22 protein-coding genes are annotated in these 24,289 nt (G+C 72.3%); 9 read left to right on the top strand and 13 right to left on the bottom strand.

The window, feature by feature from the left end:
• Positions 1-5: 5 nt before the first annotated feature.
• Entirely contained in the window at positions 6-2,306 is a 2,301-nt protein-coding gene (locus tag ABZ911_RS26510; RefSeq protein WP_358061216.1) for an ATP-binding domain-containing protein, read from the bottom strand.
• A 190-nt stretch (positions 2,307-2,496) separates the two neighbouring features.
• On the opposite strand from ABZ911_RS26510, the gene ABZ911_RS26505 reads away from it, so the two are divergent.
• Positions 2,497-3,207: a phenylalanine--tRNA ligase beta subunit-related protein gene (locus ABZ911_RS26505; protein WP_358061213.1), complete on the top strand. Its 711-nt coding sequence runs from the start codon at positions 2,497-2,499 to the stop codon at positions 3,205-3,207.
• On the opposite strand, the gene ABZ911_RS26500 is transcribed toward ABZ911_RS26505, so the two are convergent.
• On the bottom strand, positions 3,137-4,126 hold the full coding sequence (locus tag ABZ911_RS26500; RefSeq protein ID WP_358061210.1) for a TetR/AcrR family transcriptional regulator C-terminal domain-containing protein: 990 nt from the start codon (positions 4,124-4,126) through the stop codon (positions 3,137-3,139). The genes ABZ911_RS26505 and ABZ911_RS26500 overlap by 71 nt on opposite strands.
• Between ABZ911_RS26500 and ABZ911_RS26495 the strand changes: the two genes are divergently transcribed.
• Positions 4,109-5,269 carry an FAD-dependent monooxygenase gene (locus tag ABZ911_RS26495; protein ID WP_358061328.1) on the top strand — a complete coding sequence of 387 codons (1,161 nt, stop codon included), beginning with the start codon at positions 4,109-4,111 and terminating at the stop codon, positions 5,267-5,269. The two genes, ABZ911_RS26500 and ABZ911_RS26495, sit on opposite strands and share 18 nt — an antisense overlap.
• Positions 5,270-5,299: 30 nt before the next feature.
• On the opposite strand, the gene ABZ911_RS26490 is transcribed toward ABZ911_RS26495, so the two are convergent.
• Positions 5,300-6,250, bottom strand: a complete 951-nt coding sequence (locus tag ABZ911_RS26490; protein ID WP_358061208.1) for a YafY family protein — start codon at positions 6,248-6,250, stop codon at positions 5,300-5,302.
• Positions 6,251-6,339: 89 nt separating this feature from the next.
• Between ABZ911_RS26490 and ABZ911_RS26485 the strand changes: the two genes are divergently transcribed.
• A complete protein-coding gene (locus ABZ911_RS26485) occupies positions 6,340-7,641 on the top strand; it encodes an FAD-binding oxidoreductase (RefSeq protein WP_358061205.1) in 1,302 nt (433 codons plus the stop codon).
• Here ABZ911_RS26485 and ABZ911_RS26480 read toward each other — a convergent pair.
• Positions 7,638-8,327, bottom strand: a complete 690-nt coding sequence (locus ABZ911_RS26480) for an aldo/keto reductase (protein ID WP_358061202.1) — start codon at positions 8,325-8,327, stop codon at positions 7,638-7,640. The two genes, ABZ911_RS26485 and ABZ911_RS26480, sit on opposite strands and share 4 nt — an antisense overlap.
• On the opposite strand from ABZ911_RS26480, the gene ABZ911_RS26475 reads away from it, so the two are divergent.
• The gene (locus tag ABZ911_RS26475; protein ID WP_358061199.1) at positions 8,302-8,436 is read left to right on the top strand and encodes a hypothetical protein; all 135 of its coding nucleotides are present in this window, start codon (positions 8,302-8,304) and stop codon (positions 8,434-8,436) included. The two genes, ABZ911_RS26480 and ABZ911_RS26475, sit on opposite strands and share 26 nt — an antisense overlap.
• A 39-nt stretch (positions 8,437-8,475) precedes the next feature.
• Here the strand turns inward: ABZ911_RS26475 and ABZ911_RS26470 are convergent, their stop codons facing one another.
• From ABZ911_RS26470 to ABZ911_RS26440, 7 genes are read right to left on the bottom strand one after another with little or no spacing between them, the layout of a single operon-like run.
• Positions 8,476-8,634, bottom strand: a complete 159-nt coding sequence (locus tag ABZ911_RS26470; protein ID WP_358061196.1) for a hypothetical protein — start codon at positions 8,632-8,634, stop codon at positions 8,476-8,478.
• A 27-nt stretch (positions 8,635-8,661) separates the two neighbouring features.
• Positions 8,662-10,068: a hypothetical protein gene (locus ABZ911_RS26465; RefSeq protein WP_358061193.1), complete on the bottom strand. Its 1,407-nt coding sequence runs from the start codon at positions 10,066-10,068 to the stop codon at positions 8,662-8,664.
• Complete coding sequence (locus ABZ911_RS26460) at positions 10,065-10,976, bottom strand: ROK family protein (protein WP_358061190.1); 912 nt, start codon at positions 10,974-10,976, stop codon at positions 10,065-10,067. The genes ABZ911_RS26465 and ABZ911_RS26460 overlap by 4 nt, the downstream gene beginning before the upstream one ends.
• Positions 10,973-11,647, bottom strand: a complete 675-nt coding sequence (locus ABZ911_RS26455; protein WP_358061187.1) for an N-acetylmannosamine-6-phosphate 2-epimerase — start codon at positions 11,645-11,647, stop codon at positions 10,973-10,975. Before ABZ911_RS26455 ends, ABZ911_RS26460 begins: the two co-directional genes overlap by 4 nt.
• Positions 11,644-12,471, bottom strand: coding sequence for a carbohydrate ABC transporter permease (locus ABZ911_RS26450; protein ID WP_358061184.1), 828 nt, complete (start codon positions 12,469-12,471; stop codon positions 11,644-11,646). The genes ABZ911_RS26455 and ABZ911_RS26450 overlap by 4 nt, the downstream gene beginning before the upstream one ends.
• Positions 12,458-13,372: a sugar ABC transporter permease gene (locus ABZ911_RS26445; RefSeq protein ID WP_358061181.1), complete on the bottom strand. Its 915-nt coding sequence runs from the start codon at positions 13,370-13,372 to the stop codon at positions 12,458-12,460. The genes ABZ911_RS26450 and ABZ911_RS26445 overlap by 14 nt, the downstream gene beginning before the upstream one ends.
• Positions 13,359-14,624 (bottom strand): ABC transporter substrate-binding protein, encoded by a 1,266-nt coding sequence (locus ABZ911_RS26440; protein ID WP_358061178.1) that lies wholly within the window; start codon positions 14,622-14,624, stop codon positions 13,359-13,361. The genes ABZ911_RS26445 and ABZ911_RS26440 overlap by 14 nt, the downstream gene beginning before the upstream one ends.
• A 136-nt stretch (positions 14,625-14,760) precedes the next feature.
• Here ABZ911_RS26440 and ABZ911_RS26435 point away from each other — a divergent pair, with 136 nt between their 5' ends.
• Genes ABZ911_RS26435 through ABZ911_RS26425 form a run of 3 tightly spaced genes read left to right on the top strand, consistent with a single transcriptional unit; the run spans position 14,761 to position 17,776 of the window.
• A complete protein-coding gene (locus ABZ911_RS26435) occupies positions 14,761-15,501 on the top strand; it encodes a GntR family transcriptional regulator (protein WP_358061175.1) in 741 nt (246 codons plus the stop codon).
• Between the two features lie 15 nt (positions 15,502-15,516).
• A complete protein-coding gene (locus tag ABZ911_RS26430; RefSeq protein ID WP_358061172.1) occupies positions 15,517-16,992 on the top strand; it encodes a DUF4127 family protein in 1,476 nt (491 codons plus the stop codon).
• Between the two features lie 22 nt (positions 16,993-17,014).
• Positions 17,015-17,776 (top strand): SDR family oxidoreductase, encoded by a 762-nt coding sequence (locus tag ABZ911_RS26425; protein ID WP_358061169.1) that lies wholly within the window; start codon positions 17,015-17,017, stop codon positions 17,774-17,776.
• A 145-nt stretch (positions 17,777-17,921) separates the two neighbouring features.
• On the opposite strand, the gene ABZ911_RS26420 is transcribed toward ABZ911_RS26425, so the two are convergent.
• Entirely contained in the window at positions 17,922-19,067 is a 1,146-nt protein-coding gene (locus ABZ911_RS26420; protein WP_358061166.1) for a serine hydrolase domain-containing protein, read from the bottom strand.
• A 188-nt stretch (positions 19,068-19,255) separates the two neighbouring features.
• Here ABZ911_RS26420 and ABZ911_RS26415 point away from each other — a divergent pair, with 188 nt between their 5' ends.
• Positions 19,256-22,435, top strand: coding sequence for a BTAD domain-containing putative transcriptional regulator (locus ABZ911_RS26415; RefSeq protein ID WP_358061163.1), 3,180 nt, complete (start codon positions 19,256-19,258; stop codon positions 22,433-22,435).
• 251 nt (positions 22,436-22,686) lie between these two features.
• The gene (locus ABZ911_RS26410; protein WP_358061160.1) at positions 22,687-23,307 is read left to right on the top strand and encodes a DJ-1/PfpI family protein; all 621 of its coding nucleotides are present in this window, start codon (positions 22,687-22,689) and stop codon (positions 23,305-23,307) included.
• 45 nt (positions 23,308-23,352) lie between these two features.
• Here the strand turns inward: ABZ911_RS26410 and ABZ911_RS26405 are convergent, their stop codons facing one another.
• On the bottom strand, positions 23,353-24,168 hold the full coding sequence (locus ABZ911_RS26405) for a hypothetical protein (protein ID WP_358061157.1): 816 nt from the start codon (positions 24,166-24,168) through the stop codon (positions 23,353-23,355).
• Positions 24,169-24,289: the final 121 nt, after the last annotated feature.

Raw genomic sequence — 24,289 nt, 5'->3', positions numbered from 1 at the left:
AGTCTTTAGTCCTTATAGGGGTAGGCGATCTTGATCGCTAGGCCAGCGCCTTTACATTGTAGATTTCTAAGGAGGGCGGGCAGCTCACCCTCGTGAACCACCAGCAGCCTGCGGGTAGCCCTCGTCACCGCCACGTACAGGTCCTTCGCCGACTGTCCCAGGATGCCGGCCGGGTCCACGACCACCACCGCGTCGAACTCCAGCCCCTTCGACTGCGTGACCGTCAGCACCGCCACCTCCGCGTCCAGGTCGTCGCCGCCGGGGAACAGCCCGGCCACCTCCCCGTACGCCACGTCCGAGGTGATCACCCCCAGCCGCCCCTCCCCGATCTCCGCCAGCTCACCGGCCACCAGCCCGGGCAGCTCCGCCACCCCCGCGCGGACGGAGACCGGCGGGGCGCCCCCCTCGCGCACCGACTCCGGCGGAACCTGGCCGGGATCCACCGCGCGCAGCACGTCGGCGGCGACCGCCATGATCTCCACCGGCGTACGGTAGTTGACCAGCAGCCGCTCCTCCCGCCACCGCCCGCGCACGTACCGGTCCAGCACCTCACCCCACGAGGCGGCCCCCGCCGCCGACCCGGTCTGCGCGATGTCGCCCACCACGGTCAGCGAGCGCGCCGGCACCCGCCGCATCACCGTGCGCCAGGCCATCTGCGACAACTCCTGCGCCTCGTCCACGATCACGTGCCCGTACGCCCAGGCGCGGTCGGCCGCGGCCCGGTCGGCGGTGGTCAGCTCGGCGCCGGTGTCCTCGTGCCGGTCGGCCAGCAGGTCGGCCGCCATCAGCTCCTCCTCGGCCAGGCCCGTCACCGTGAGCACCTCGTGCGCGTACAGCTCGGCCTCCGCCCGCTCCTCGCGGGCCGCGCGCTGCGCCGAACGCCGGGCCGAGTCGTCCTCGCCGAGCAGTTCGGCCGCCTCGTCCAGCAGCGGCACGTCGCCCACCGTCCACGGCGAGCCCTCCGGCCGGGCCAGCACCCGCCAGTCCAGCCCCTCCCACGCCACCTGGCCGGCGGCGGCGCGCAACCGCTCGGGCGAGGTGAGCAACTCCCCCACCAGGCGCCGCGGCGTCAGCTCCGGCCACAGGCCGTCCAGCGCGCGCCGTACCGCGGGTTCCGGCCACAGGCGGCGGGCGGCCTCGGCGAGGTCGGCCTCGTCCATGTCGGCGGCCAGGCCGAGCGGCCGCATCTCCCAGCCCTCCACCTCGTACTCCTCCAGCCGCAGCGCCGCCTCCAGCGCCCGCGCCTCGGCCAGCGCCAGGGCGCGCAGCATCTCGGTGACGTAGAGCTTGCGCGCCATGTTGTGCGGCAGCCGCACCGCCCGCGCCCGGTCGCGCACCCGCGCGCACTCCTCGCGCGCGACCACCGCCGTCAGCCCGCCGATCTCGACCTCAAGGTCGCCGCCGGGAACCCGCTGCCGATCCCGTACGGCTGCCGCGACCAGCTCCGCCATCCGCAGATCGCCCTTGACCACGGCGGCCTCCGCGCCGTCGAGCGCGCTCGCCCGCACCCCGGGATAGAGCTCGCCGACGGTAGCGAGCACCACCTGCGTCTCGCCGAGCGCCGGCAGCACCTGCCCGATGTAGCGCAGGAACATCGCGTTCGGCCCCACCACGAGCACGCCCCTGCGCTCCAGCGTGTCGCGGTGCGCGTAGAGCAGGTAGGCCGCCCGGTGCAGCGCCGCGACCGTCTTGCCGGTGCCGGGCCCGCCCTGCACCACCAGCGCCCCGGCCAGGCCGGAGCGGATCACCCGGTCCTGCTCGGTCTGGATGGTGGCCACCACGTCACCCATCCGCCCGGTACGGCCCCGGCGCAACGCGGCCATCAGCGCCGCCTCGCCGACCAGCGTGCTCCGGTCGCCCTCGCTCATCCGCTCCAGGTCGAGCACCTCGTCGTCGAGACCGACGACACGGCGTTCCCTGGTGTGCAGGTGGCGGCGCCTTAGCAGCGGGCCGGGGTCGGCGGGGGTGGCGACGTAGAAGGGGCGGGCGGCGGGGGCGCGCCAGTCGACCAGGACGGACTCGTGCCCGGCGTCGCGCAGGCCGATCCGGCCGATGTAGGTGGTCCGGCCGCCGTGCTCGTCGATCCGGCCGAAGCACAGGCCGCGCTCGACGGCGTGCAACTGGGACAGCCTCCGGGACTGCTCGGCGGACGACACCTCCCGCTCGAGGCGGCCCTGGGCGTTGGCGACGGCCGCGCCCCTGCCGTGCACCTCGCGCAGCGCCTGTTCGGCGTGCGCCCTGGCGGCGTCCAGCCTGCCGTACAGCATCGTGACCTGCGCCTGCTCGGTGCGCAGGGCCTCCGCCATGGCCGACACTCTTTGACTGATCTCCATAGTGGTGGTACACTCCTCATGAAGGGTCCGCCGAGACTCTATTTTGGTGTACCAAGTGATCGAGCTTAGCAGCTCTTGTGGGCTCGGCTCAACCCCAATGGTCCAGTGAGAGACACGCCCATTGGTCTTGTTCGCCGGACCATCGGGTCAGCAGGGTGTACGCATGTACTTCCAGCACTCGACCGCGATCTGGTCAGAGCATCCCGACCTCGTCGCCGGAGTGATCCTCGCCACGGGGATCACGGGGGACGCTCCCGTCGGTCCCCGGATCGCGAAGTTCAACGCCTTGGCCGAGACGCGGCTCGCGACGAGCTCGGAGGCCGAGTTCCCCGAGATCCAGGCCTGGCGGCGCGCCTTCTCGAAGATGGGGCTGAAGCCCACCCAGTACCGATGCGCCTCGGAGTCGCTGCTGCGGCGCTTCCGCAAGGAACGGGCCCTGCCCAGCCTCCATCCCCTGATCGACCTGTGCAACGCGATCTCCCTCGCGTTCGCGATCCCGGTGGCCGTGTTCGACCTCTCCAAGATCTCCAAGGGCCTCGAAGTACGGCACGCGGACGGCGGCGAGAGCTACCTGACCTTCTCCGGCGAGACGGAGCACCCCGACCCGCACGAGGTGATCTTCGCCGACGCCGCCGGCCAGGCCCACGCCCGGCGATGGACGAACCGGCAGAGCGGCCTCTCAGCCGTCCACGACACCACGACCGACGTCCTGATCGTCGCCGAGGCGCTGCACGCGTCGGCCCCCGCCGACGTCCCGGAGCTCACCGCCACGATCGCGGAGGAGCTGACCCGCGCCTGGTCCCTCACCCCGGCGACCGCACTCGTGAGCCGCTCGGCGCCCCGCTTCGAGTTCCAGCCGCCTCACCTTCGATGAGTACGGCCAGGCCGTCGAGCATCTGCCTGAGGCCGAACTCGAACAGCTCGTCGAGGTGGAGGTCGTAGCCGCCGTCGAAGCTCGCGATGATCCTGCTGAACGTCGGGTACCTGCCCGACGCGGCGAGCTGCTCGAGCGCGGGCGTCTGGGCGTTCATCCACTGGTCCTCCGACAAGCCCGTGACCGCCTCGGCGTTGGCCTCGCGCTCCAGGTTGACCGCGATGCCCTGGATGTAGCTGTAGAGCAGCACGTGCAGGTCGAACACGGTGGTCGGGTCCAGGCCGTGCCCGTCGAGGGCGCTCAGCGTCCACTCCGCGTGGACCGCCAGGTTGGGCAGCAGCACCGGCCGAGTGAGCGAGCTGTACTGCGCCAGCCACGGGTGCCTGCGGTACAGCACCCACAGCGTGCGCGCGCCCAGTTCCAGCCGGGCCCGCCAGCCGGAGGGCACCTCGGCGGGGTAGTGCTCCTCGCCGAACGCGGCGTCGGCCATCAGGAGCACGAGCTCGTCCTTGCTGCCGACATAGCGGTAGGGCGACATGGTGGCGACGCCCAGCCGGGCCGCGACGCCGCGCATGGACACCGCGCCCAGCCCCTCGCTGTCGGCGATCTCGACGGCGGCGCGCACGACGCGCTCGCGGGTCAGCTCGTGGTCCGGCGCGGCGATCGCCCGGCGCGGGGCGCGCGCGGGGCCGGGTTCCGGCGCGGCCACCACGGTGCCGACCCGGGACCGGGCCCGCACCAGCCCTTCCTGGCTCAGCGCGGTCAGCGCCCTGGTGGCGGTGGCCAGCGCGACGTCCCACTCCTTGGCGATCTGCCGGGTCGAGGGCAGCCGGTCGCCGGGGGCGAGCTCGCCGTCCGCGATACGCCGCCGGAACTCGGCCACGATGCGCAGGTAGGGCGGATCCTTTTTCGCGACCACAAGCCTCTCCTTCTTCCTGTACTAGTACAGACGACTGTCCTCATCTCCGGCGCCTGCGTGGCCGGGCCCGCGCTCGCCTACTGGCTGCGCCGTCACGGCCTCACCCCCACCGTGGTCGAACGGGCCCCCGCCCTGCGGATCGGCGGCCAGGCGATCGACATCCGCGGCGCCGCCCTCCACGTCGTCGACCGCATGGGCATCGGGGAGCGGGTACGGCAGGCCCGCACCCACATGCGCGGCATGACCGTCCTCGACAAGGACGGCAACGAGCTCATGCGCTCCACCGAGGCCACCTACAGCGGCGGCCGGCTCGACGGCGACGACGTCGAACTGCTCCGCGAGGACCTCACCGCCCTGCTGTACGAGCGGACGCGCGACGACGTCGAGTACCTCTTCGGCGATTCCATCGCCGCCATGCGGGAGGACGAGCACGGCGTGCGGGTCACCTTCGAGCGCGGCGAGCCGCGCACCTTCGACCTGGTGGTGGGCGCCGACGGCCTGCACTCCAACGTGCGCAGGCTGGCCTTCGGCGAGGAGAGCCGGTTCCTCCACGGCCTCGGCACCCACCTCGCGATCTTCAGCGCGGACAACTTCCTCGACCTGGACAACTGGCAGGTCTGGCTCAGGAACGACGACGCCGGCTACGGCATCTACCCGGTGCGCGACAACACCCAGCTCCGCGTCACCCTCGGCTTCGCCTCCGAGCCGCCCGGCCACGACTACGGCGACGCCGCGCAGCAGAAGAGGCTCATCGCCGAACGGCTCGCCGGCCTGCGCTGGGAGACCCCCAGACTGCTGGAGGCGATGGAGGAGGCGCCCGACTTCTACTTCGACGCGATGGCCCAGATCCGGATGGAGCGCTGGTCGAAGGGCAGGGTGGCGCTGGTCGGCGACGCGGGCTACTGCCCCTCGCCGATGTCCGGCCAGGGCACCAGCCTGGCCCTGGTCGGCGCCTACGTGCTGGCCGGCGAGCTCGGCAGGGCGGGCGGCGACCACGGCGCGGCCTTCGCCCGCTACGACGAGCGCATGCGCCCGTTCGTCGCGCTCAACCAGGCGCTCGCCACCGAGAACCCCGGCATGGCCGCCGCCGAGGAGTCGCTCGAGCGGGCCAAGAACGCGATCGCGCTGGACGGCGGTTCATAGTGGCCCGGCCGACGGGGCCTGCCGCAGCCGTCACGGCAGCAGTCGGCGGGCCACCACGCGCAGGTGGTCGAGCAGTTCGGGCGGTCCGTCGAGGGTGAAGTCGGCGCCGAGGGCGACCAGTTCCACCGCGATCGTGTTCAGGGAGTCGGCGCCGAAGCCGACCACGCAGGTGCGCCCGTCCACGGCCTCGACCCTGCTGGGCAGCAAGGCGGGCAGGCGCGCGAACACCTCCTCGGCGGACGCCCGCACGGTGGCCCGCGCGGTGTACCGGTACGGCGTGGCCGCGACCGCGCGCGCGACGTGGGCGGTGGCGTCGCCGGGAAGCTCGCGCGGGGTGAACCCCCAGCGGGTGGGCCTGGCCTCGGTGATCCGGTCCACCCGGAAGGTCCGCCAGTCCCGCCGATCGGGATCGTAGGCCAGCAGATACCACAGCCCGTGCGTGCTGACCAGGCTGTACGGCTCGACCCGGCGTGAGGTCAGCGCGCCCGAACGGCTGCGGTGCTCGAACGCCAGCAGCTCCTCGTCACGGCAGGCGGTGGCGATGACGGCCAGCGTCGCCGGGTCGACGCGCGGCTGCCTCCCACGCGTCACGGGGGTGATCGCTTCGGCCACGGCGGTGAAGCGCGGGCGCAGCCGTACCGGGAGGATCTGCTGGAGTTTGGCGAGGGCCCGCAGCGCGGAGTCGACGAGGCCGGACACGGTGCCGTCGGCCGCGGTGAGCAGGCTGACCGCGACGGCCACCGCTTCGTCGTCGTCCAGCAGCAGCGGCGGCAGATCCTGGCCGGAGACCAGCCGGTAGCCGCCCGCGGTCCCCGTCGTCCCCTCCACCGGGTAGCCCAGCTCGCGCAGCCGTTCCACGTCGCGCCGCACGGTCCTGCCGCTGACGCCGAGCCGGTCGGCCAGCTCGGCGCCCGGCCATTCGCGCCTGCTCTGCAGCAGCGACAGCAGGCGGAGCATCCGCGCGGGCATGTCCTTGCTCATGTCCCCGAATCTGCCACATCTTGCGGACATTCTGTGTCCTAAAGCCCTCCTACCGTCGGGGTTCGGAACCGCTACGGAAGGACGAGGACATGATGCGCACCATTCACCCCGGCGACGCCGCCTACGACACCGAACGGGACGGGTTCCAGCAGGCGGGCCGGCACCGGCCCGAGCTGATCGTGGCCGCGACCGGCGCGGCCGACGTGCGGGAGGCCGTGGCGTACGCCGCCGACCGGGAGCTGCCGATCGCGGTGCAGGCCACCGGGCACGGCCTGGTGTCCACGGCCGAGAGCGGCGTGCTGGTCAGCACCCGCGCGATGAGGGGCGTGCGGGTGGACGCGCAGGCGCGCACGGCGTGGCTGGAGGCGGGCGTGCGCTGGCAGGAGGTGATCGAGGCCGCGGCCCGCCACGGCCTCGCGCCGCTGTCCGGCAGCTCCCCGCACGTCGGCGCGGTCGGCTACATCCTGGGCGGCGGCCTGGGCCTGCTGGCCCGCCAGTACGGCTACGCCGCCGACCACGTGCGGGCCGTCGAGGTGGTCACCGCCGACGCCCGCCCGCACCGCCTCACCCCCGACGACGAACTGTTCGGCGCGCTGCTGGGCGGCGGCGGCAACTTCGGCGTGGTGACCGGCCTGGAGATCGGCCTGCTCCCCGTCACCCGCCTGTACGGCGGCGGCCTCCACTTCCCCGCCTCCGCCGACGTCCTGCGCGCCTGGCGCGACTGGACCGAGACCGTGCCCGACGAGCTGACCTCCGCCATCGCCCTCATCCCCCTGCCCGACCTGCCCACGGTCGCCGAGCCGCTGCGCGGACGGCACGTCGCGCACGTCCGGATCGCCTACACCGGCGACGCCGCCTCGGGAGAACGGCTGGTCGCGCCGCTACGGCAGGCGGGCCCGATCCTCCTGGACACCCTGGGCGAGCTGCCGTACACCGAGTCGGGCGCGATCAGCAACGACCCGCCGTTCGCGCACGCCTACACCGGTGCCAGTGCCATGCTCGGCGACCTGGACGTGGACACCGCGTTCGCGCTGGCCGGGCCGGGCGCCCCCGTACCGGTCGTGCTGCAGGTGCGCCATCTCGGCGGCGCGCTGGCCAAGCCGTCGGCGGCCGTGATCGGGCACCGCGACGCCCGCTACGCGCTGCACGTGGTCTCCGGACTCGACGGCCAGGACCCCGCCTCCGTCAGGGCGGCCCACCGGCACCTGACGAAGGCGCTGAACAGCTCGGGCGCGTTCCCGAACTTCCACTACGGCCCCGCCACCGCCGAGCAGGTGCGCTCTGCCTACGACCCGGACACCTACCGCCGCCTCACCCGGCTCAAGGCCGCCCACGACCCGGCGAACCTGTTCCGGTTCGGCTTCGCCATCCCCCCGACCCCGGGGATCTAACCGGCGGCGCGGTCGGCGAGCGGGCGGCGCCGCCGGGCGGTGTCGCCCAGGGCCGACGGGCGCCAGGCGCCGTCGGGCTGGTACACGTTGGTCCCGGGCGGCACGATCTCGTCGATCCGGTCGAGCGTGGCGTCGTCGAGGGTGAGCGAGGCGCCCTTCAGCAGGTCGTCGAGCTGGCTCATGGTCCGCGGCCCGATGATCACCGAGGTGACGCCGGGATGTGCCACGGTGAAGGCCACCGCGAGTTCGGGCAGCGAGCAGCCGATGTCCTCCGCGAGCTCGACGAGCCGCTCGACGGCCTCGAACTTGGCGGCGTTCGCCGCGATCGCCGGGTCGAAGCGTCCCGGGGTGAGCGCGGCGCGGCCGGTGGACAGGTCGACGTGCTCACCCTTGCGGAACTTGCCGGACAGGAACCCCGAGGCGAGCGGGCTCCAGGTCATCACCCCCATGCCGAGGCGCTGGCAGACCGGCAGCACCGAGGCCTCGATCCCACGGGCCAGCAGCGAGTACGGCGGCTGCTCGGTCCTGAACCGGCCCAGGCCGCGGCGCTCGGCCACGTGGTGCGCCTCGACGATCTCCTCAGCCGGGAAGGACGAGCAGCCGAACGCGCGGATCTGCGAGGCCGACCGGCTCGCCCTGCTGCGCGAGCACCGCGAGGAGGTGACCGCCCAGATCGGCCGCCTCACCCAGTGCCTGGACCTGATCGACTACAAGGTCGGCGTCTACGAGGACCACCTCGCCGACTCCGGCCCGGAGCACGGGTGCGACGCGCCGCCCCCGGCGGAAGGCGGCTAGCTCACCCCCCGCCTGGCTCGGCGCCCTCACCCTGGGCCCCTACGGCGTCATCGGCATCGTCCACCTCCTGGCGACCCTCCCCCCGGCCGGGGCGAGCGCCGCCTGGGACACCTGGACGATCGCCGCGTGCGGCTTGGGCGCCTTCGGACCGTACGGCGTGGCGCTGGGCGGCGCCGCCTGGTCCTGCCAGCGGCGCACACGCCCGGTGTGCGCCGCTGCGCCCCGCTAACAGCTACCGGAGACCGTGTACCCGGCCGGGACCGTGTTGGCGGGCATCGTCTTGTTGAACACCCACAGCGACGGCGTGTCCTTCACGCCCTCGATCCCGAGGGTGAAACGGCCGCGCGGCAGCCGGTCCACCCGCAGGATCGCCTGGTTCCCGTCGACCGTCACCTCCCGCACCGCGACCGGCCGCGAGGACCGCACGGTGAAGGCGCCTCCGGCGGCGTCGACGCGCTTGTGGAAGTGGACGGTGATCCGGCGCGGCCCGCAGGTCACGGCCTTGACCTGGGGTGCCTCGCGGTACATGTAGGCGCCGAGCGAGTGCTCGTAGGCGGTCCAGGTGGAGAAGCCCAGCTCGGTCGCGGCGGCCTCGAAGGAGGCGATCCACTCCCGGTCGCGGGCGGTGGCGACGGTGGAGCCGATGTCGGCCTGGACGCCGAGCCGCAGCGTGGGGTGGCTTCGCCTGATCTGGTCGACGTAGGGGCGGTAGCCGGCCACGTAGCCGGGGGCGAGGTCGGGCTTGAGCCAGTCGGGCCAGTTGGTCTGGATGAAGTGGATGTCGGGCCGTACAGCGTCGATCATCGCGGGGGCGTCGACGGCCTGCAGTTCGCGTTCGCGGGCCACGGAACCGTCTCCGGCGTCGACCGCGATGGACCAGCTGCCGACCAGGACGCCGGGGCGGGCCTGGCGCAGGCCGTCCTGGCCGCGTACCAGCTCGCCGAGGAACGCGTTGACCCCGGCGACGCGGAAGTCGACCCAGGTGTCGTAGCGGGCGGTGTCGGTCAGGTAGTAGCGGGGTGAGGCGGGGTCGGTGAAGTCGGGCATCTCCAGGCCGTGCTCGGCCTTGAAGGCGGCCTCGGCCAGCGGGCCGACGTCGCCGTAGAAGCCGGAGGAGATGCCGTTCCAGTCGGGCAGGAACGACTCGGCCAGCTCGATGCCGTCGAAGGGGTACTTCTGGATCACCTCGGCCAGCGACCGCTTCTTGAAGGCCAGGTAGTCGGCGCTCCACGGCGAGAAGGAGTAGAAGCCCGGCTGGGAGGCGCTGAGCAGCTTCTGCTGCCAGGAGGGGTAGTCGGCCGGGTAGCCCTCGACGGTGTAGGAGCCGAAGGCGAGTGTCAGCGCCCAGACCGCCATGCCGCGTGAGCGCAGGGCCCGCACCAGGTCGCCGTCGATGCGCTTCTCGTTGGTGACGAAGTAGTGGACCGAGCGGTAGCCGGCGCGGGCGATCTCGTCGGCGATGCTCGCCGGGGAGCGGTTCTGGTAGTAGGGGAAGGTGGGGTCGATCTGGATGGAGGGGCCGTTGAGTGCCTGGGCGCGCAGGTTCCTTCCCTTCGGGATGTCGGCGGCGGCCGGGGCGGCCGTCAGGGCCAGGGCGGCGGTTAACAGCAGGGCCAGGAGTCGGCGGATCATGACGCTCCGTTCGTGAGGGTGGACAGGGCTTGCAGTCCCGCGCCGACCAGCGCGGCGTCCTCGCCGAGTACGGCGGGCACGATCGGGACGGCGCCGGGCGCGGGCAGCGCCTCGGCGCGGTAGGCGGCGCCCATCGGCTCCAGCAGGACGGGGCCGAGCAGGGCGACCCCGCCCGCGACGACGACGGCGTCCGGGTCGATGAGGTTGGCGGCCCCGGCGAGGACGCGCCCCAGCAGCGCCGCCGCGCGGGCGATCGCCTGGACGGCGGGCTCCTCGCCGTCCGCGGCCAGCCGCCCGATCGCGGCCAGCGGCAGGTTCCGGCCGCTCGCGGCGCGGTAGGCGCGTTCGATGGCCGGGCCGGAGGCGTGCGCCTCGATGTGGTCGAGCGCGCCGCACGAGCAGGGCAGCCCGGCCGAGGTGGGGGCGGGCAGGTGGCCGAGACTGCCGCAGGTGCCCGAGCGGCCGGTGCGCACCCGCCCGTCCTCGCACCAGGCGGCGCCGATCCCGGTGCCGACGGCCACCACCAGCGCGGTCCGCGCGCCGCGGGCGGCTCCGACGCGGGCCTCGGCGGCTCCGGCGGCGTGGCAGTCGTTCAGGACCAGGGCGGGCAGGTCGAGCGCCCGCTCGGCCGTGCCCTTGACGTCGGTGCCCGCCCAGCCGGTCAGCAGGCTCGTCGCGCTGGCGATGCGGCCGGCGGGGTCGACGACTCCGGCCGTGCCGATGCCGCAGGCGGCGGCCCGCGCGGCCAGCGGGCGGGCCAGCTCGACGGCTGCGGCCATGATGGCGGGGCCGCCCGCGCCCGCGGGGGTGGCGGTCCTGCGCCGGTCGGTGAGGGTGCCGTCGGCGGCCACCAGCCCGGCGGCGATCTTGGTGCCGCCGATGTCGACGGCCAGCGCGAGCGGGCTCATGCCCGGCCCGGGGCGGCGGCGGCCAGGCGGGTAGTGATGGCGACGGGGTCGGTGATCGCGCCGCCGACCACGACCGCCCAGGCGCCGTTGGCGAACGCCTGCCGTACCTGGGCCTCGGTGCGGTAGCGGCCCTCGGCGATGACCCGCACCTCGCGTGCCGCGAGTGCTTCGACCAGCCGCAGGTCCGGCTCGTCCGGTGGGGGGAGCTGGCCGGCCGTGTAGCCGGACAGGGTTGTGCCGACCACGTCGGCGCCCGCCTGCCAGGCGGCCAGGCCCTCCTCCAGCGTGGAGACGTCGGCCATGACCGGCAGCCCGAGCTGTTCGCGCACGTCGGTGATCAGTTTCAGGCCCGGCCCCGGTGACTCGGGGGTGAGGTCGACGGCGATGACGTCGGCGCCCGCCTCGGCCAGCCGTCCGGCCAGCTCCAGCGAAGGGGTGATGACGTCGCGGTGGCCGTGGCGGACCTTGTGCAGGCCGATCAGGGGCAGGCCGGTACGGCGGCGCACCGCCCGCACGTCCTCGGCGGAGTTGACGCGCAGCCCGGCCGCGCCGCCGAGGACCGCGCACTCGGCCAGGCGGGCCATCACCTCCGGATCGCGCAGCGGGTGCCCGGCCGGCGCCTGGCAGGAGACCACCAGGCCGCCGCGCACCCGCTCCAGCGGGCCGCTCACTTGAGGGCTCCCGCGGAGATGCCGCCCACGAAGTACCGCTGGCCGAAGATGAAGATCAGCAGGGCGGGCATGGTGAACATGACGCAGGCGGCCAGCAGCGGCCCCCACGCGACGTCGTGCTCGCCGAAGAAGGCGTACAGACCGATGGACAAGGTGTACTTCTCGCTGTCGTTGAGGTAGATGAGCGGGTTGAGGAAGTCGGTCCACGTCCAGACGAACTGGAAGACCGCCGAGGTCACCAGCGCGGGCCGGGCCAGCGGCAGCACGATCGACAGGTAGATGCGCAGCTCGCTCGCGCCGTCCATGCGGGCCGCGGCGATGAGCTCGTCCGGCACGTTCATCAGGAACTGGCGGATCATGAAGATGAGGAACGGCGTGCCGAAGAAGGCCGGGGCGATCAGCGGCCAGTAGGTGTCGCCCGCGTTCAGCGCGTTCCACAGCAGGTAGATCGGGATCATCGTGACCTGCGGCGGCAGCATCATGGTGGACAGCACCACCGCCAGCAGCGCGCTGCGCCCGCGCCAGCGCAGCTTCGACAGCGAGTAGGCCACCAGCGGGCAGGCGACCAGCGTGCCGATCACGGTGGCCGCGGAGATGAACAGCGTGTTGCCCAGGTAGCGCCACACCGGCATCTGCTCGAAGGCGGTGGCGAAGTTGCCGAGCGTCCACTCGGCCGGCAGCAGCGTCGGCGGCGCCCGGAAGACGTCCTCCGGCAGCTTGAAGGCGGTGCTCAGCATGGCCAGGAACGGGAAGGCGAACAGCAGCACCAGCGCCGCCACCGCCAGCCGTCGCCCGGCCCGGCGCAGCCGCTCAGCGCGAGCCATAGTGCACCCACCTGCGCGATGTCAGCAGCAGCACCGCGGTGATGACCAGGGTGATGAGGAACAGCACCCACGCCATCGCCGAGGCGTAGCCCATCTTCAGGAACACGAACGCGTTCTGGAACAGGTACATGGCGTAGCTCAGCATCGTGTCCTCGGGGCCGCCGCTGGAGGTGTTGAGGCGGGTCTGGGTGAGCAGGTACGGCTGGGCGAAGATCTGCAGGAAGCCGATGAGCGTGACGATGACCTGGAACAGCGTGACCGGTGACAGGGCGGGCCAGGTGATGTGGGTGAAGCGCCGCCAGGTTCCGGCGCCGTCGATGGCGGCGGCCTCGTACAGGTCGGCGGGCACGTCCTTGAGCGCCGCCAGGTAGATGACCATGGTGCCGCCGACCGTCCACAGCGACATCAGCACGATGGCCGGGCGTGACCAGTCGGGGTTCTCCAGCCACAGCGGGCCGGGGATGCCGAGCAGGTTCAGGCCGTGGTTGACGAAGCCGTACTGGGCGTTGAGCAGCCAGCGCCACAGGTAGCCGCCCACGACGACCGGCACGATCGTCGGCAGGTACACCAGCGCGCGGAACAGCGGCTGCCCGCGCACCGGCATGTTCAGCACGTGCGCCCCGGCGAGCGCGATCACGATGGTCAGCGGGACGCCGAGGGCGGTCAGGTAGAGCGTGTTGCCCAGGCTCTGCCACATCCGCTCGTCCGACAGCATCCTCGCGTAGTTGTCCAAGCCGACGCTCTGCGGCTCCTGGAAGAGGTTGAAGTCGGTGAAGCTGTAGCGGAAGGAGGCCAGGATCGGGTAGGCGATGAAGACCGCGAACCCGATCAGGAAGGGCGCGGCGAACGCGAGCCCCCTCAGGAGCTCGCGCCGCCGTCCCGCGCGCTCAGTCGCGCGCATAGTTCTTGCCCCGGTCGGCGACCTTGGCCATCGCCTCTTGCGGCGTGGCGCCGCCTCTTGCGACCGAGTCGAAGGCGCTGCCCAGGTCGGTGGCGTACTCGGCGGCGTACGGGGCGCTGGCCAGCGAGCGGACCTTGGGCGACTTCATCGCCTCCATCCAGGCGGTGAAGTTGGGGATGCGGGCGAAGGCCGGGTCGTCGGCCATCGCGGTGCGGGCCGGCAGGTTGCCGAGCGCGAGGTTGAAGTCGCGCATCGCCTTCTCGCCGACCAGGTGCTTGAGGAAGACCGCCGCCTCCTGCTTGTGCTTGGAGTTGGCCGGGATGAACAGCGTGCTGGCGGTGAGCTGGGTGGCGCCCGCCAGGTCGGGGCGGGCCACCGGGATGGCGGTGACGCCCCACTCCAGCTCCGGCGCGTTCTTCGGGATGGACACCGCCTGCCACTCGCCGTCGATCACCATGGCGACCTTGCCGGCGTAGAAGGGGTCCTGCGCCGACATGTACTGGCCCCAGCCGGCGGTGAAGGCGGCGACCTTGTCGGCGCCGTACTTCTTGGTGATGGTGTCCTGCCAGAACGTCAGCGCCGCCAGGTTGCCGGGGTCGGCGGGGGTCGGGGCGGGGGCGGCCGGGTCGGTGCCGTCCCAGGTGCCGCCGAAGGCGTAGCCGAGCGTGGTCAGCGAGTTGGGCAGGCTGGGGTTGCCGAGGCCGAGCTGAGTGATGGCGCCCTTGTCGTCGGTCTTGGTGAGCTTGCCGATCGCCGCGGCCAGTTCCTCGGTGGTCGTCGGCGGTTTCACGCCGGCCTCGTCCAGCAGCTTCTTGTTGTAGAGGAGCTGGAAGGTGTGCACCGAGATCGGCAGCGCGTAGGTCTTGCCCCGGTAGCGCATCTGGTTCATCGCGGCGGGTGCGAATGCGCCGGTGTCGACGTCCTTCAGCAGGTCGTCCAGCGGGGCCAGGATGCCTTTGGCCGCCCAGGAGCCGACGGCGTTGCCGAAGTTGTCGGAGATGTCGAAGGTGCCCGAGGCGCTGGACATCGAGGCGAGCTGCTTCTGGCTGTCGGGGCTCGACACGCCCTTGACCACGATCTTGTCCTGGCCGGCGTTGAACTCGCTGATGATCTTCTCGAGCGCCTCGGCCTCCGTTCCCGACCACAGGTAGGAGAACGTGATCGTCGTCTTGCCCGCGGGTTCGCCGCCACCCGAGCAACCCGCCATCGCCGCCACCATCAGTAAGGGCATGCCCAATTTAACGATCTTCATGCGAGCTTCCTCGGAAAATGGGGGATTTGTAGTGATTGGTATAACCAATCCGCCATCATGGGTCAAGGGGTGGGGTACACCAATTGCCTGGTTCGCGGTTAGACTGCCCCTTGATCACCACCGACCCGGAGGCCTCATGACGACCACCGGCGCACCGGAGCGCCCCCCGGCCAAGTCCGAGCGGCTCCGCCGGCACCTCGTCGCCCTGCTCGGCGCCGAGCTGGCCCCGCACGACCGCCTGCCCACCGAGCGGCACCTGGCCGAGGAGTTCGCCGTCAGCCGCCTGACCGTCAGGCGCGTCATCGACCAGCTCGAAGGCGAAGGCCGCGTCTACCGCGTCCAAGGCTCGGGCACCTTCGCCAGCGAGCCGCGCATCGCCAAGTCCGTCGAGCTCACCTCCTTCAGCGAGGACATGCGCTCACGCGGCCTGCGGCCCGGCTCCCTGCACGTCAGCAGCGAACGCGTGCCCGCGGGCGCCGAGATCGGCTACGCCCTGCAGATCAGCCCATCCGCCGAGGTGCTGCACATCCGCCGGGTCCGCACCGCCGACGACGAGCCCATGTGCCTGGAGCACAGCTACGTGCCCGCCCACCTGGTCCCCGACGACCTCGGCGCCGACCTGCACGGCTCCCTCTACGAGGTGCTCTCCACCAGGTACGGCCTGACCCTGCACCGGGCCGAGCAGACCATCAAGGCCACCGTCCTCGACCCCGCCGACGCCAAGGCGCTGCAGGCCCCGCCGTTCTCCCCCGCCTTCCTCGTCCAGCGCACCGGCTACGACGCGCGCGGCCGAGCCATCGAACGCGCCGACTCCCTCTACCGGGGCGACCGCTACTCCTACCAGCTCACCATCTACCGCGACACCCCCACCGCCTGAGCAGGAGCCACCCGCATGCACATCGCGCTACTCCCCCTCGACGAGCGCCCCGTCAACACCCGCCTGCCCGCCGACGTCGCCGCCATCGCCGGAGCCCGCACCGTCCTGCCCGACCCCGCGCTGCTGCCCGCCATGCGCACCCCCGGCAACGCCGACCTGCTCGGCCAGTGGCTGCTCGACACCTGCGGCCGGGACGTCGACGCCGCCGTGGTCTGCGTCGAGATGCTCGTCCACGGCGGCCTCATCCCCGCCAGGACCACCGCCGACGACACCCTTACCGTCCTGCGCCGCCTCGGAGCCCTGCGCGAGCTGCGCGCCGCCCGCCCCCACCTGCCCGTCTCCGCCGTCTCCCTCGTCACCCGGGCCAGCGACAGCTACCACGGCGACGAGGAACCGCCCTACTGGCCGCAGTACGGCCGCGAACTGCACGCCCTCGGCGGAGTGCTGCACCGCGCCCACCACGGCGACCTGACCGGCGGCGACCCCGGCGCCGAGACCCCGCCCGCCGTACCCGCCGACATCCGCTCGGACTTCGAGCTGCGCCGCCTGCGCAACCACGTCGTCAACCTCGAAGCCCTGCGACTGCTGGCCGAAGGAGTCGTCGACCCGCTGCTCATCACCGCCGACGACACCGCCGTCCACTCCGCCGGCTCGGTGGAACAGAGCTGGCTGCGCCACTGGTCGCGGGCCCTGCAACCGGACGGCACGCTGCTGATGTACCCGGGCGCCGACGAGGTCGGCGCCGTGCTGGTCGCCCGCTCCCTCGCGGCAGGCCACGGACGGCCCATCCGGATCCGCGTCACCGCCGGCGACCCCGCCGGCCTCGACCTCGTCGCCCCCTACGAGAACCTGCCCGCCGGGGCCGGGGCCCGCAGGCAGGTGCACGCCGCCGGCGCCCACATCGCCGCGGACGGCCAGGACGCCGACGTGGTGCTCGTCCTGCACACCCCCGACCCGGCGCGCACCGACTGGCTCGGCAACCCGCCCGCCCCCGACGCCGCCGCCGTGGCCGCGACCGTCAAGGCCGTCCGCGAGGCGTTCGACTCCGGCGCGCCTGTGGCCCTCGCCGACGTCCGGCACACCAACGGCGGCGACCCCGACCTCGTCGAGGCACTGCTGGGTGAGGGCCTGCTCGGCGGACTGGTGGCCTACGGCGGCTGGAACACCGCGGGCAACACCATCGGCTCGGTGGTGGCCGCCGCCGTCGCCACCGTCGTCGGCACCCGCGACGGCACCCTCGACGCGGGCGCCGCCCAGCGGCTGCTGCTGCACCGGCTGGTCGAGGACCACGCCTACCAGGCGGTGGCCAGGACCAGGCTCGCCGGAGCCCCGGGCGTGCCCACCGGGTACACCGACACCGTGCACGGCGAGCTCAGCGCGGCGCTGCGCCGCCTGCCGGGCGGGGAATCGTGGCGGCTCGGCGAGGTGTCCCTGCCGTGGCGGCGCACCTTCGAGATCGACTTCGAGCTGACCCCGGCAGGGGGAGCCTGACGCGACCTGGTAGTTTGCCGCCGTGTCCGACTACCTTCGCACGCTGTTCTCCCTCGACGGCCGTACCGCCCTGGTGACCGGCGGCAGCTCCGGGATCGGCTACGCCATGGCCGAGGCGCTCGGCCGGGCGGGCGCCGACCTCGTGCTCGTCGCCCGCCGCCGCCCCGAACTGGAGGCCGCCGCCGAACGCCTCGCCGGGCACGGCGTCAACGCCCGCTGGATCAGCGCCGACCTCGGCGAGCGGGCCGACGTCGACCGCGTCTGCGCGGAGGCCGGACACATCGACATCCTCGTCAACGACGCCGCCAACAACATCCGCAAGCCCATGGCCGAGCTCACCGACGACGACTACGAGCAGACCATCGCCGTCAACCTCACCGCCCCCTACCGCCTCGGCCAGCGCTTCGCGCCGCCCATGGCCGAGCGCGGCTGGGGCCGGATCATCAACGTCGGCTCCCAGCAGACCATCAGCGCCTTCGGCGACAGCGGCGTGTACGGCGCCGCCAAAGCCGCCCTCGCCGGACTCACCCGCTCGCAGGCCGAAGCCTGGTCACCGCGCGGCGTCACGGTCAACACGATCATCCCCGGCTTCGTGCTCACCCCCCTCACCGCACCCGCCCAGGCCATCCCCGGACGCGTGGAGGCCCTTGCCGTCCGACACATGGTCGGCCGCAACGGCGTCCCAGAGGACTTCGCCACCGCCGCCGTCTTCCTCGCCGGCCCCGCCTCCTCCTTCGTCACCGGCCAGATGCTGTACGTGGACGGCGGCTTCTCCGTCCACTAAGTCCGCCTGCCGGCGAGGCCGGCCCCACCAACGATCGTTCCGGTGCCGACGGCGAGCTCATTGATGTACCTCTTTCAGGGGGTGAGTGGCCACCGGCTCGTGCCGGCCCCCGATGGACATCGCGAGCCGGTGGCGGGCAGCGTGCTTACGCACCGATGGAGACGCCGAACTCCGCTTCGATGATCTTGAACATGGGGTCCCAGGTCTTCCATTCGGTGTTGGTGTGGACGGCGACGGTGTGTTGGCCGTCGGGGGTGCCGATCGCGAAGAACCAGGATCCCCAGAGGCTGCCGCCGACGCCGCGCAGCGTCCGGCCGCCGGTCGCCTGCTTGTCGAACTCGAACAGGCCCAGGCCATAGCGGGTGTGCGGCATCCAGTAGCTGCCCTCGGTGGAGACGGTGGTCCACATCTGCCGGTGCTGGGCGGGCGGCAGCAGGCTGCCCGTGGTCATCGCGCTGAAGAAGCGGATCATGTCGCCGGTGGTGGAGACCACGTTGCCGGCCGCGTAGCCCAGGGAGGAGTTGAGCACGGTGACGTCCAGGGGCGGCAGGCCGGGCTCCTCCATCAGCGATTGCCAGTTCTCCGGGGTGACTGTCGCCGGGTCGGCGCCGTCCTTGAGGAACAGGTGGGAGTAGCCTCGCGGGTGCGGCTCGGGGTATCCGGTGTCGGTGGTGGGGCGCACGCGGGTGTGGGTCAGGCCGAGCGGCTGGATGACCCGGCGGTCGACCTCGTCGGCGTAGCTGCTGCCGGTGACCTTCTCGATGATCGCCCCGGCGAGGTGGAAGCCGCCGTTGGCGTACTCGAAGCGTTCGCCGGGCGCGCCGACCGGCGGCTGGGACACCGCCACCCTCAGCAGTTCCTCGGTGCTGAAGGTGTCGAAGCGATGCTGGTCGAACCCGGAGCGGGTGGCGTAGCGGTAGCTGACCTCCGGAGCCAGGCCGGTGGCGAACAGGCCGCTGGTGTTGCTGAGCAGGTGCCTGATGGTGATCTTGTCGCCGTCGTAGCCGTTGACGTCCAGCACGCCGGGCAGGTGGGCGTTGACCGTGTCGTCGAGGCTGAGGGCGCCCTCGGCCTCCAGGACCAGGATGGTCGCGGCAGTGAAGGCCTTGCCGCTGCTACCGGCGTGGAAGTACTCCCCCGGCCGGCGCGGGGAGCCGGTCTCGAGGTTGGCCACGCCGGCGGTGCCGAACCAGGTCCGGTCCCCGTCCTTGACGTCGGCGACGATACCGGGGATGCTGACCTCGGCCACCGCCCAGTCGAGCACCTGCTGCACTTTCTCGTGCGCTGCCATTGCACTGCCTTTCGGACGATTCTTCCGTACGTCCTCCACGATCTCCGGCGGCTCTGACAGGCGTCTTACAACGCTCTTCCAGCCGGCACCGGCTGCTGTAAGGGCGGCGTCAGGATGGCGGGCACGGCTCGGACCAGCCGTAACTCACCGGTGCTTGATCGGTTTCCTTGCCCGTTAGCCTGTTGAGCATGCGGATTGAGGTGCTGGGGCCGGTCCGGGCGTATGCCGACGACGGCGCGCCGATCGATGTCGGCGGCATCAGGGTTCGCGCGCTGCTGGCCAGGCTGGCACTGGCCGGGGGCGAAGTGGTGTCGGTCGATTCGCTGCTCGACGCCCTGTGGGGGGATCGCCCGTCCGGGGACAGCGTCAACGCGTTGCATGCGCTGGTGCATCGGCTGCGCAGGGCTCTGGGCGGGGCGGGGGTCGTGGAGACGGTGGCCGGTGGGTACCGCCTGCACGTACGCGGCGAGCACGTCGACGCGGTCCGGTTCGAGGAGCTGGCGAAGCGGGGCGGTCGCGAACTGACCGCGGGCGCGGCGGGGCGGGCGGCCTCGACGCTGCGCGATGCGCTGGCGCTGTGGCGGGGAGACGCGCTGGCCGATGTGCGCGATATCCCTTTCGCCGGTACGGCCGGCGCGCGCCTGGACGAACTGCGCGTCGGGGCCGCCGAAGACCGCTTCGAGGCGGAGCTGCGGCTTGGGCACCATGGCGAGATCCTGGCCGATGTGGAGGCGGCGGCCGTGGCCCACCCGCTGCGCGAACGGCTGGCCGGGCTGCGGATGCGGGCCTTGCATGCGGCGGGCCGCCAGTCCGATGCGCTGGCCGTGTTCGAAGAGGTCCGCCGCACGCTCGCTGAGGAGTTGGGCGTCGACCCATCGGAGGAACTGCGGAAGACGCACCTCGCCGTGTTACGAGGTGAGCTGGAGGTTCCCGAGGCCGCGCCGACTGGGCCGGAGGCGGTGCCGGGCCGTCTGCCGGCCCCGCTGACCAGCTTCGTCGGCCGGGAGGAGGAGCTGAGACTGCTGGCCGGGTCGCTGGAGACCTCCCGGCTGGTCACCGTCGTGGGGCCCGGAGGAGTGGGCAAGACCCGGCTGACCGTGGAGGCGGCGAGCCGGCATCGGGCCCATCAGCGTGGCCGGGTCTGGCTCGTTTCCCTGGCCGGGGTGAACACGGACGACGGGCTGCCCGAGGCGGTGCTGGGCACGCTCAGCGTCGCCGATGCCCAGTTGTCTGGCACGCCGCTGGATCGAGTGGTCAATCTGCTCGCCGGTGGTGAAGGTGTGCTGGTTCTGGACAACTGCGAACAGATCTCCGGACCCGTCGCGGAGTTCGCCGGGCAGTTGCTGGAGCGCCAGCCGTACCTGACCATCCTGGCCACGAGCCGGGAACCGCTGGAAGTCATGGGTGAGACGCTGTGCCGTCTGGGCCCGCTCGACCTGCCCCCGGCGCACGCGGATTCCGCTCGGGCCGGCGAATCGGATGCGGTGCGGCTGTTCCTCGATCGCGCGGCAGCCGTACAGCCCGGCTTCGCACTGGACGCGCCGACGGCAGGGCCGGTCGTGGACATCGTGCGCCGGCTGGACGGACTGCCGCTGGCCCTGGAGCTGGCCGCGGCGCGACTGCGGACCATGAGCGCCGACCAGATCGCCCGGCGGCTGGATGACCGCTTCCGGCTGCTCAGCACCGGCAACCGGGCCGCCCAGCCCCGCCAGCAGACCCTCCATGCGGTCATCGAATGGAGCTGGGACCTCCTCACCGATCAAGAACGGACGCTGGCCCGCCGAATCTCGATCTTTCCGGCGAGAACCGGGATCGCAGCGATCGAGGCGGTCTGTTCGGACGAGACGCTTCCCGCGGGCGAGGTCATCTATCTGCTGGACTCCCTGGTCGACAAGTCCATCGTGGAGCGGGCCGGCGACGGCTACCGGATGCTGGAGACCATCCGAGCCCATTCGGCGGACAAGCTTCGCCTCGCGGGGGAAGCCGAAGCCGTCCTGCGCAGGCTCGTGCGGCACTTCGCCGACCTGGCCGAGGAACACGAGCCGCTGCTGCGCTCGGACAGGCAGACGGAGTCGCTGCGGCTGTTCCAGGCCGAGTACGACAACCTGGTGTACGCCCTGCACACGGCCATCGACGGCGGCGACGCCGAGACCGCGGCCCGGATTCTCGGGCCGCTGTACTGGTACTGGGTCATGCTCCGCTACGACGCTCGGGCCGGCGCCTACGTCGCCAAGGTCGCCGAGTTCGGCGACGCGCTACCCGCGGACGCCCGGGCCGCGTTCACCGCGATCCACCTGGTAGCCGGCGAGGGCGGGCCGGTCACCGACCCCGAGCGGCTGCGCGCGCTCATCGACGACTGCGCGCACACGGGCGCGCTACGGCGCTATCCGATGCTGCTGACGATAGCGCTGGTGATGGCGGCGATACTCGGGCTGGATGAACTGTTCGATCGAGAGATCACCCGGGTGCGCAGCGGCTCAGACCGCTGGGCGATCGCCTGCACCTTCATGATCGAAGCCATGCGGTATCGCGAACGGGCCGACCGGGAGAGCTCCGCGACCGCGATGGCAGCGGCGCTGCGTGCGTTCGAGGAAGCGGGCGACCGATGGTGGACGGCCAAGACGCTGTACGGCCTGGCGCAGATCCACGCCATCGCCGGTGACCACGACCAGGCGATCGCCGCCTACGAGCACAGCATCGCGATCGCCACCGACCTCGGCTCGCAGGACGAGGTCTCAACCCGGCTCGGGCTCGCCACCGAACGCATGCGCGCCGGCGACCTGACCGGCGCCCGGCACGACATCGACACCGCCGAACGAGCGGCCTGGCAGCGTGGCCAGCCGGTGCTGGAGATCGACGTTCTCGGCTGCCTGGCCGAGCTGTACCGCCGCTCCGGTGAGATCGAACGCGCCGATCAAGAACTCGACCGCATGGAGACACTCGCCCGCAAGCTGCCCCTGTGGGCAGAGACCACCGACAATCGGCTGCTCCCCGCTCGGGTATCCAACCTGCTCACCGCCGGGGACGCCGTACGCGCCCGCGAACTGCTGCCCCGCGCCGTCCAAGCAGCGCAGGCGAACATGGACGCCCCCTCGGCCGCTCACCTCCTGGCCAGGCTGCTGCTTCTGCAAGGCGACCCGGCCGGCGCCGCCACCGCGCTCGGCCTGAGCCAGGCCATCCGCGGCACCTTCGACCACGGCGACACCGAACTACGCTCCCTTACGGAGGTGCTCGCGGAACAGCTCGGCCGTACCGACTACGACACCGCCTACCAACGGGGCGCCGACCTGACACCCCACGAGGCCACCGACCGGCTGAGCACGGCCGCCATGGCCGCTTCGCCACCCAGTTCCTGCGGGGCCTGCTGAACGCCAGTCTCGACGTGTCCATGAACACCCACGCCGTCGAGGTCGAGCGCGCGTCGGCCTGCCCGCCGCGCTCGGCATCCCGGTCCTGCTGTGCCTGTTCATGTCCGCCTCCGCCGTCTCCCTGCGCCCCACGACACCCTGATCCGGCCTTGACCGGGATAGTCGTAGGGTGTCAGTGCGGCCATGCCTCGTCCGGGTCACGCCGGGCGGGTACCGGGATCGTTCTCCGCACACTCCGAAGGGCTTTGGCCATGCGCATCGTGATTCCGCTGTTCAACGGCTTCACCGCGCTCGACGCCGTCGGGCCGTACGAGGTTCTCCACATGCTGCCGAAGGCCGAGGTGGTGTTCGCGGCCGCCGTGCCGGGGCCGCTCATCGACGGCGCGGGGCTGCTGACCCTGACGGCGGGCGCGGCTTTCGACGACGTCGACTCCGCCGACCTGCTGCTGGTGCCCGGTGGCACCGGGGCGCGGCGGAGCGTGACCGACGAGAACCTGCTCGGCTGGATCCGCCGCATCCACGCGACCACCACCTGGACCACCTCGGTGTGCACGGGAGCGCTCCTGCTCGGTGCCGCCGGGCTGCTCCACGGGCTGCGGGCCACCACCCACTGGAGCGCGGCCGACCAGCTACGGTCCTACGGGGCCGAGTACGCCGACGAACGGGTCGTGTCACAGGGCAAGATCGTGACCGCAGCCGGGGTCTCCTCCGGCATCGACATGGCCCTGCTGCTGGCCGGGCAGATCGCCGGGCGCACGGCGGCCGAGGCGTTCCAGCTCGCCATCGAGTACGACCCGCAGCCGCCGTTCGACGCGGGCTCCTACGCCAAGGCTCCTCAGTCGGCGAAGGATTATCTGCTTGACAGGCGCTAGTGAACCCGGCCAGCGCCTTTACAAAGTAGATCTGCTCGTGGATGCCTACGGGATGAGCTTGACCTCGGGGTACCGCGAGCTGGGGCCGTCGAACAGCGGCGTGCCGCGCCCCTTCAGGAGCGGGTTGAAGAAGGCGGCGGCGTAGGCGCGCTGGGCCGCGACGGCCCGGCCGGGGTCGATCGTCCCGATGAGGGCGCGCATCGCCTCCTCCGGCAGCCCGGTGAGCTGGGGCGCGAGCGCCTCGGCGTCGGTGAACGAGTAGTGCTGGGCTCCGGTGAACCGCAGTTCCCGCTTCCACCCCTTCGACCTGTCCCAGAGCGACTGCCACGTGGGATCACTGGCGCGGGTGTGCTGCTCGGCCGCCACCTGCAGGAACGGCTTGGCCAGCCCGGTCTGGGCGACCGCCCCGCGATGTCCCCCGTCGAGGTTGACTCCCGCGTCGACACGCTGATCGTCAAGGACGACCTGGGCCGCCGCGGCGCCGCCCATGGAGTGGCCGAGCATCCCGACCCGGGACAGGTCCAGCCCTCCGCGCAGCCCGGCGGGGAGCGGGCGCCGTCCGGCGTCGGGGTTGTGCCCCCGGTCAAGACGGGCGAGCTGGTCGAGCACGAACCGCGAGTCGGCTACCCGCACCTCCACCGCCTTGTTCATGGCGTCCTGCGTGGGCTTGGGCGGGAACTTGCTCCGCTCGACCCTGCCCCCGGGGAACTCGACCTGCGCCGCCTCGTAGGTGTGATCGATACTGACCACGACATAACCCTGGCTGGCCAGGTCCTCGACCACCGCCGTCCCGACCGAGCGCGGCGAGCTGAACCCGGGCGAGAACAACACCACGGGCAGCCCTCCCCCGCTCCGGCTCACCGGGGCGCCCACCCTCGCGTGCGTCTTGGTCGCGGCCCAGTAAGGTCAGAATGGCGGCCTTGTCCGAAGCCTCGGCCAGGACCGGCGCCTCCGCCAGTCCCACAGCGGCGGCCACCACCGC

It is taken from the genome of Nonomuraea sp. NPDC046570 (assembly GCF_040645915.1).
Lineage (GTDB): Bacteria > Actinomycetota > Actinomycetes > Streptosporangiales > Streptosporangiaceae > Nonomuraea.
This window is presented reverse-complemented; position numbering and strand designations above follow the sequence as displayed.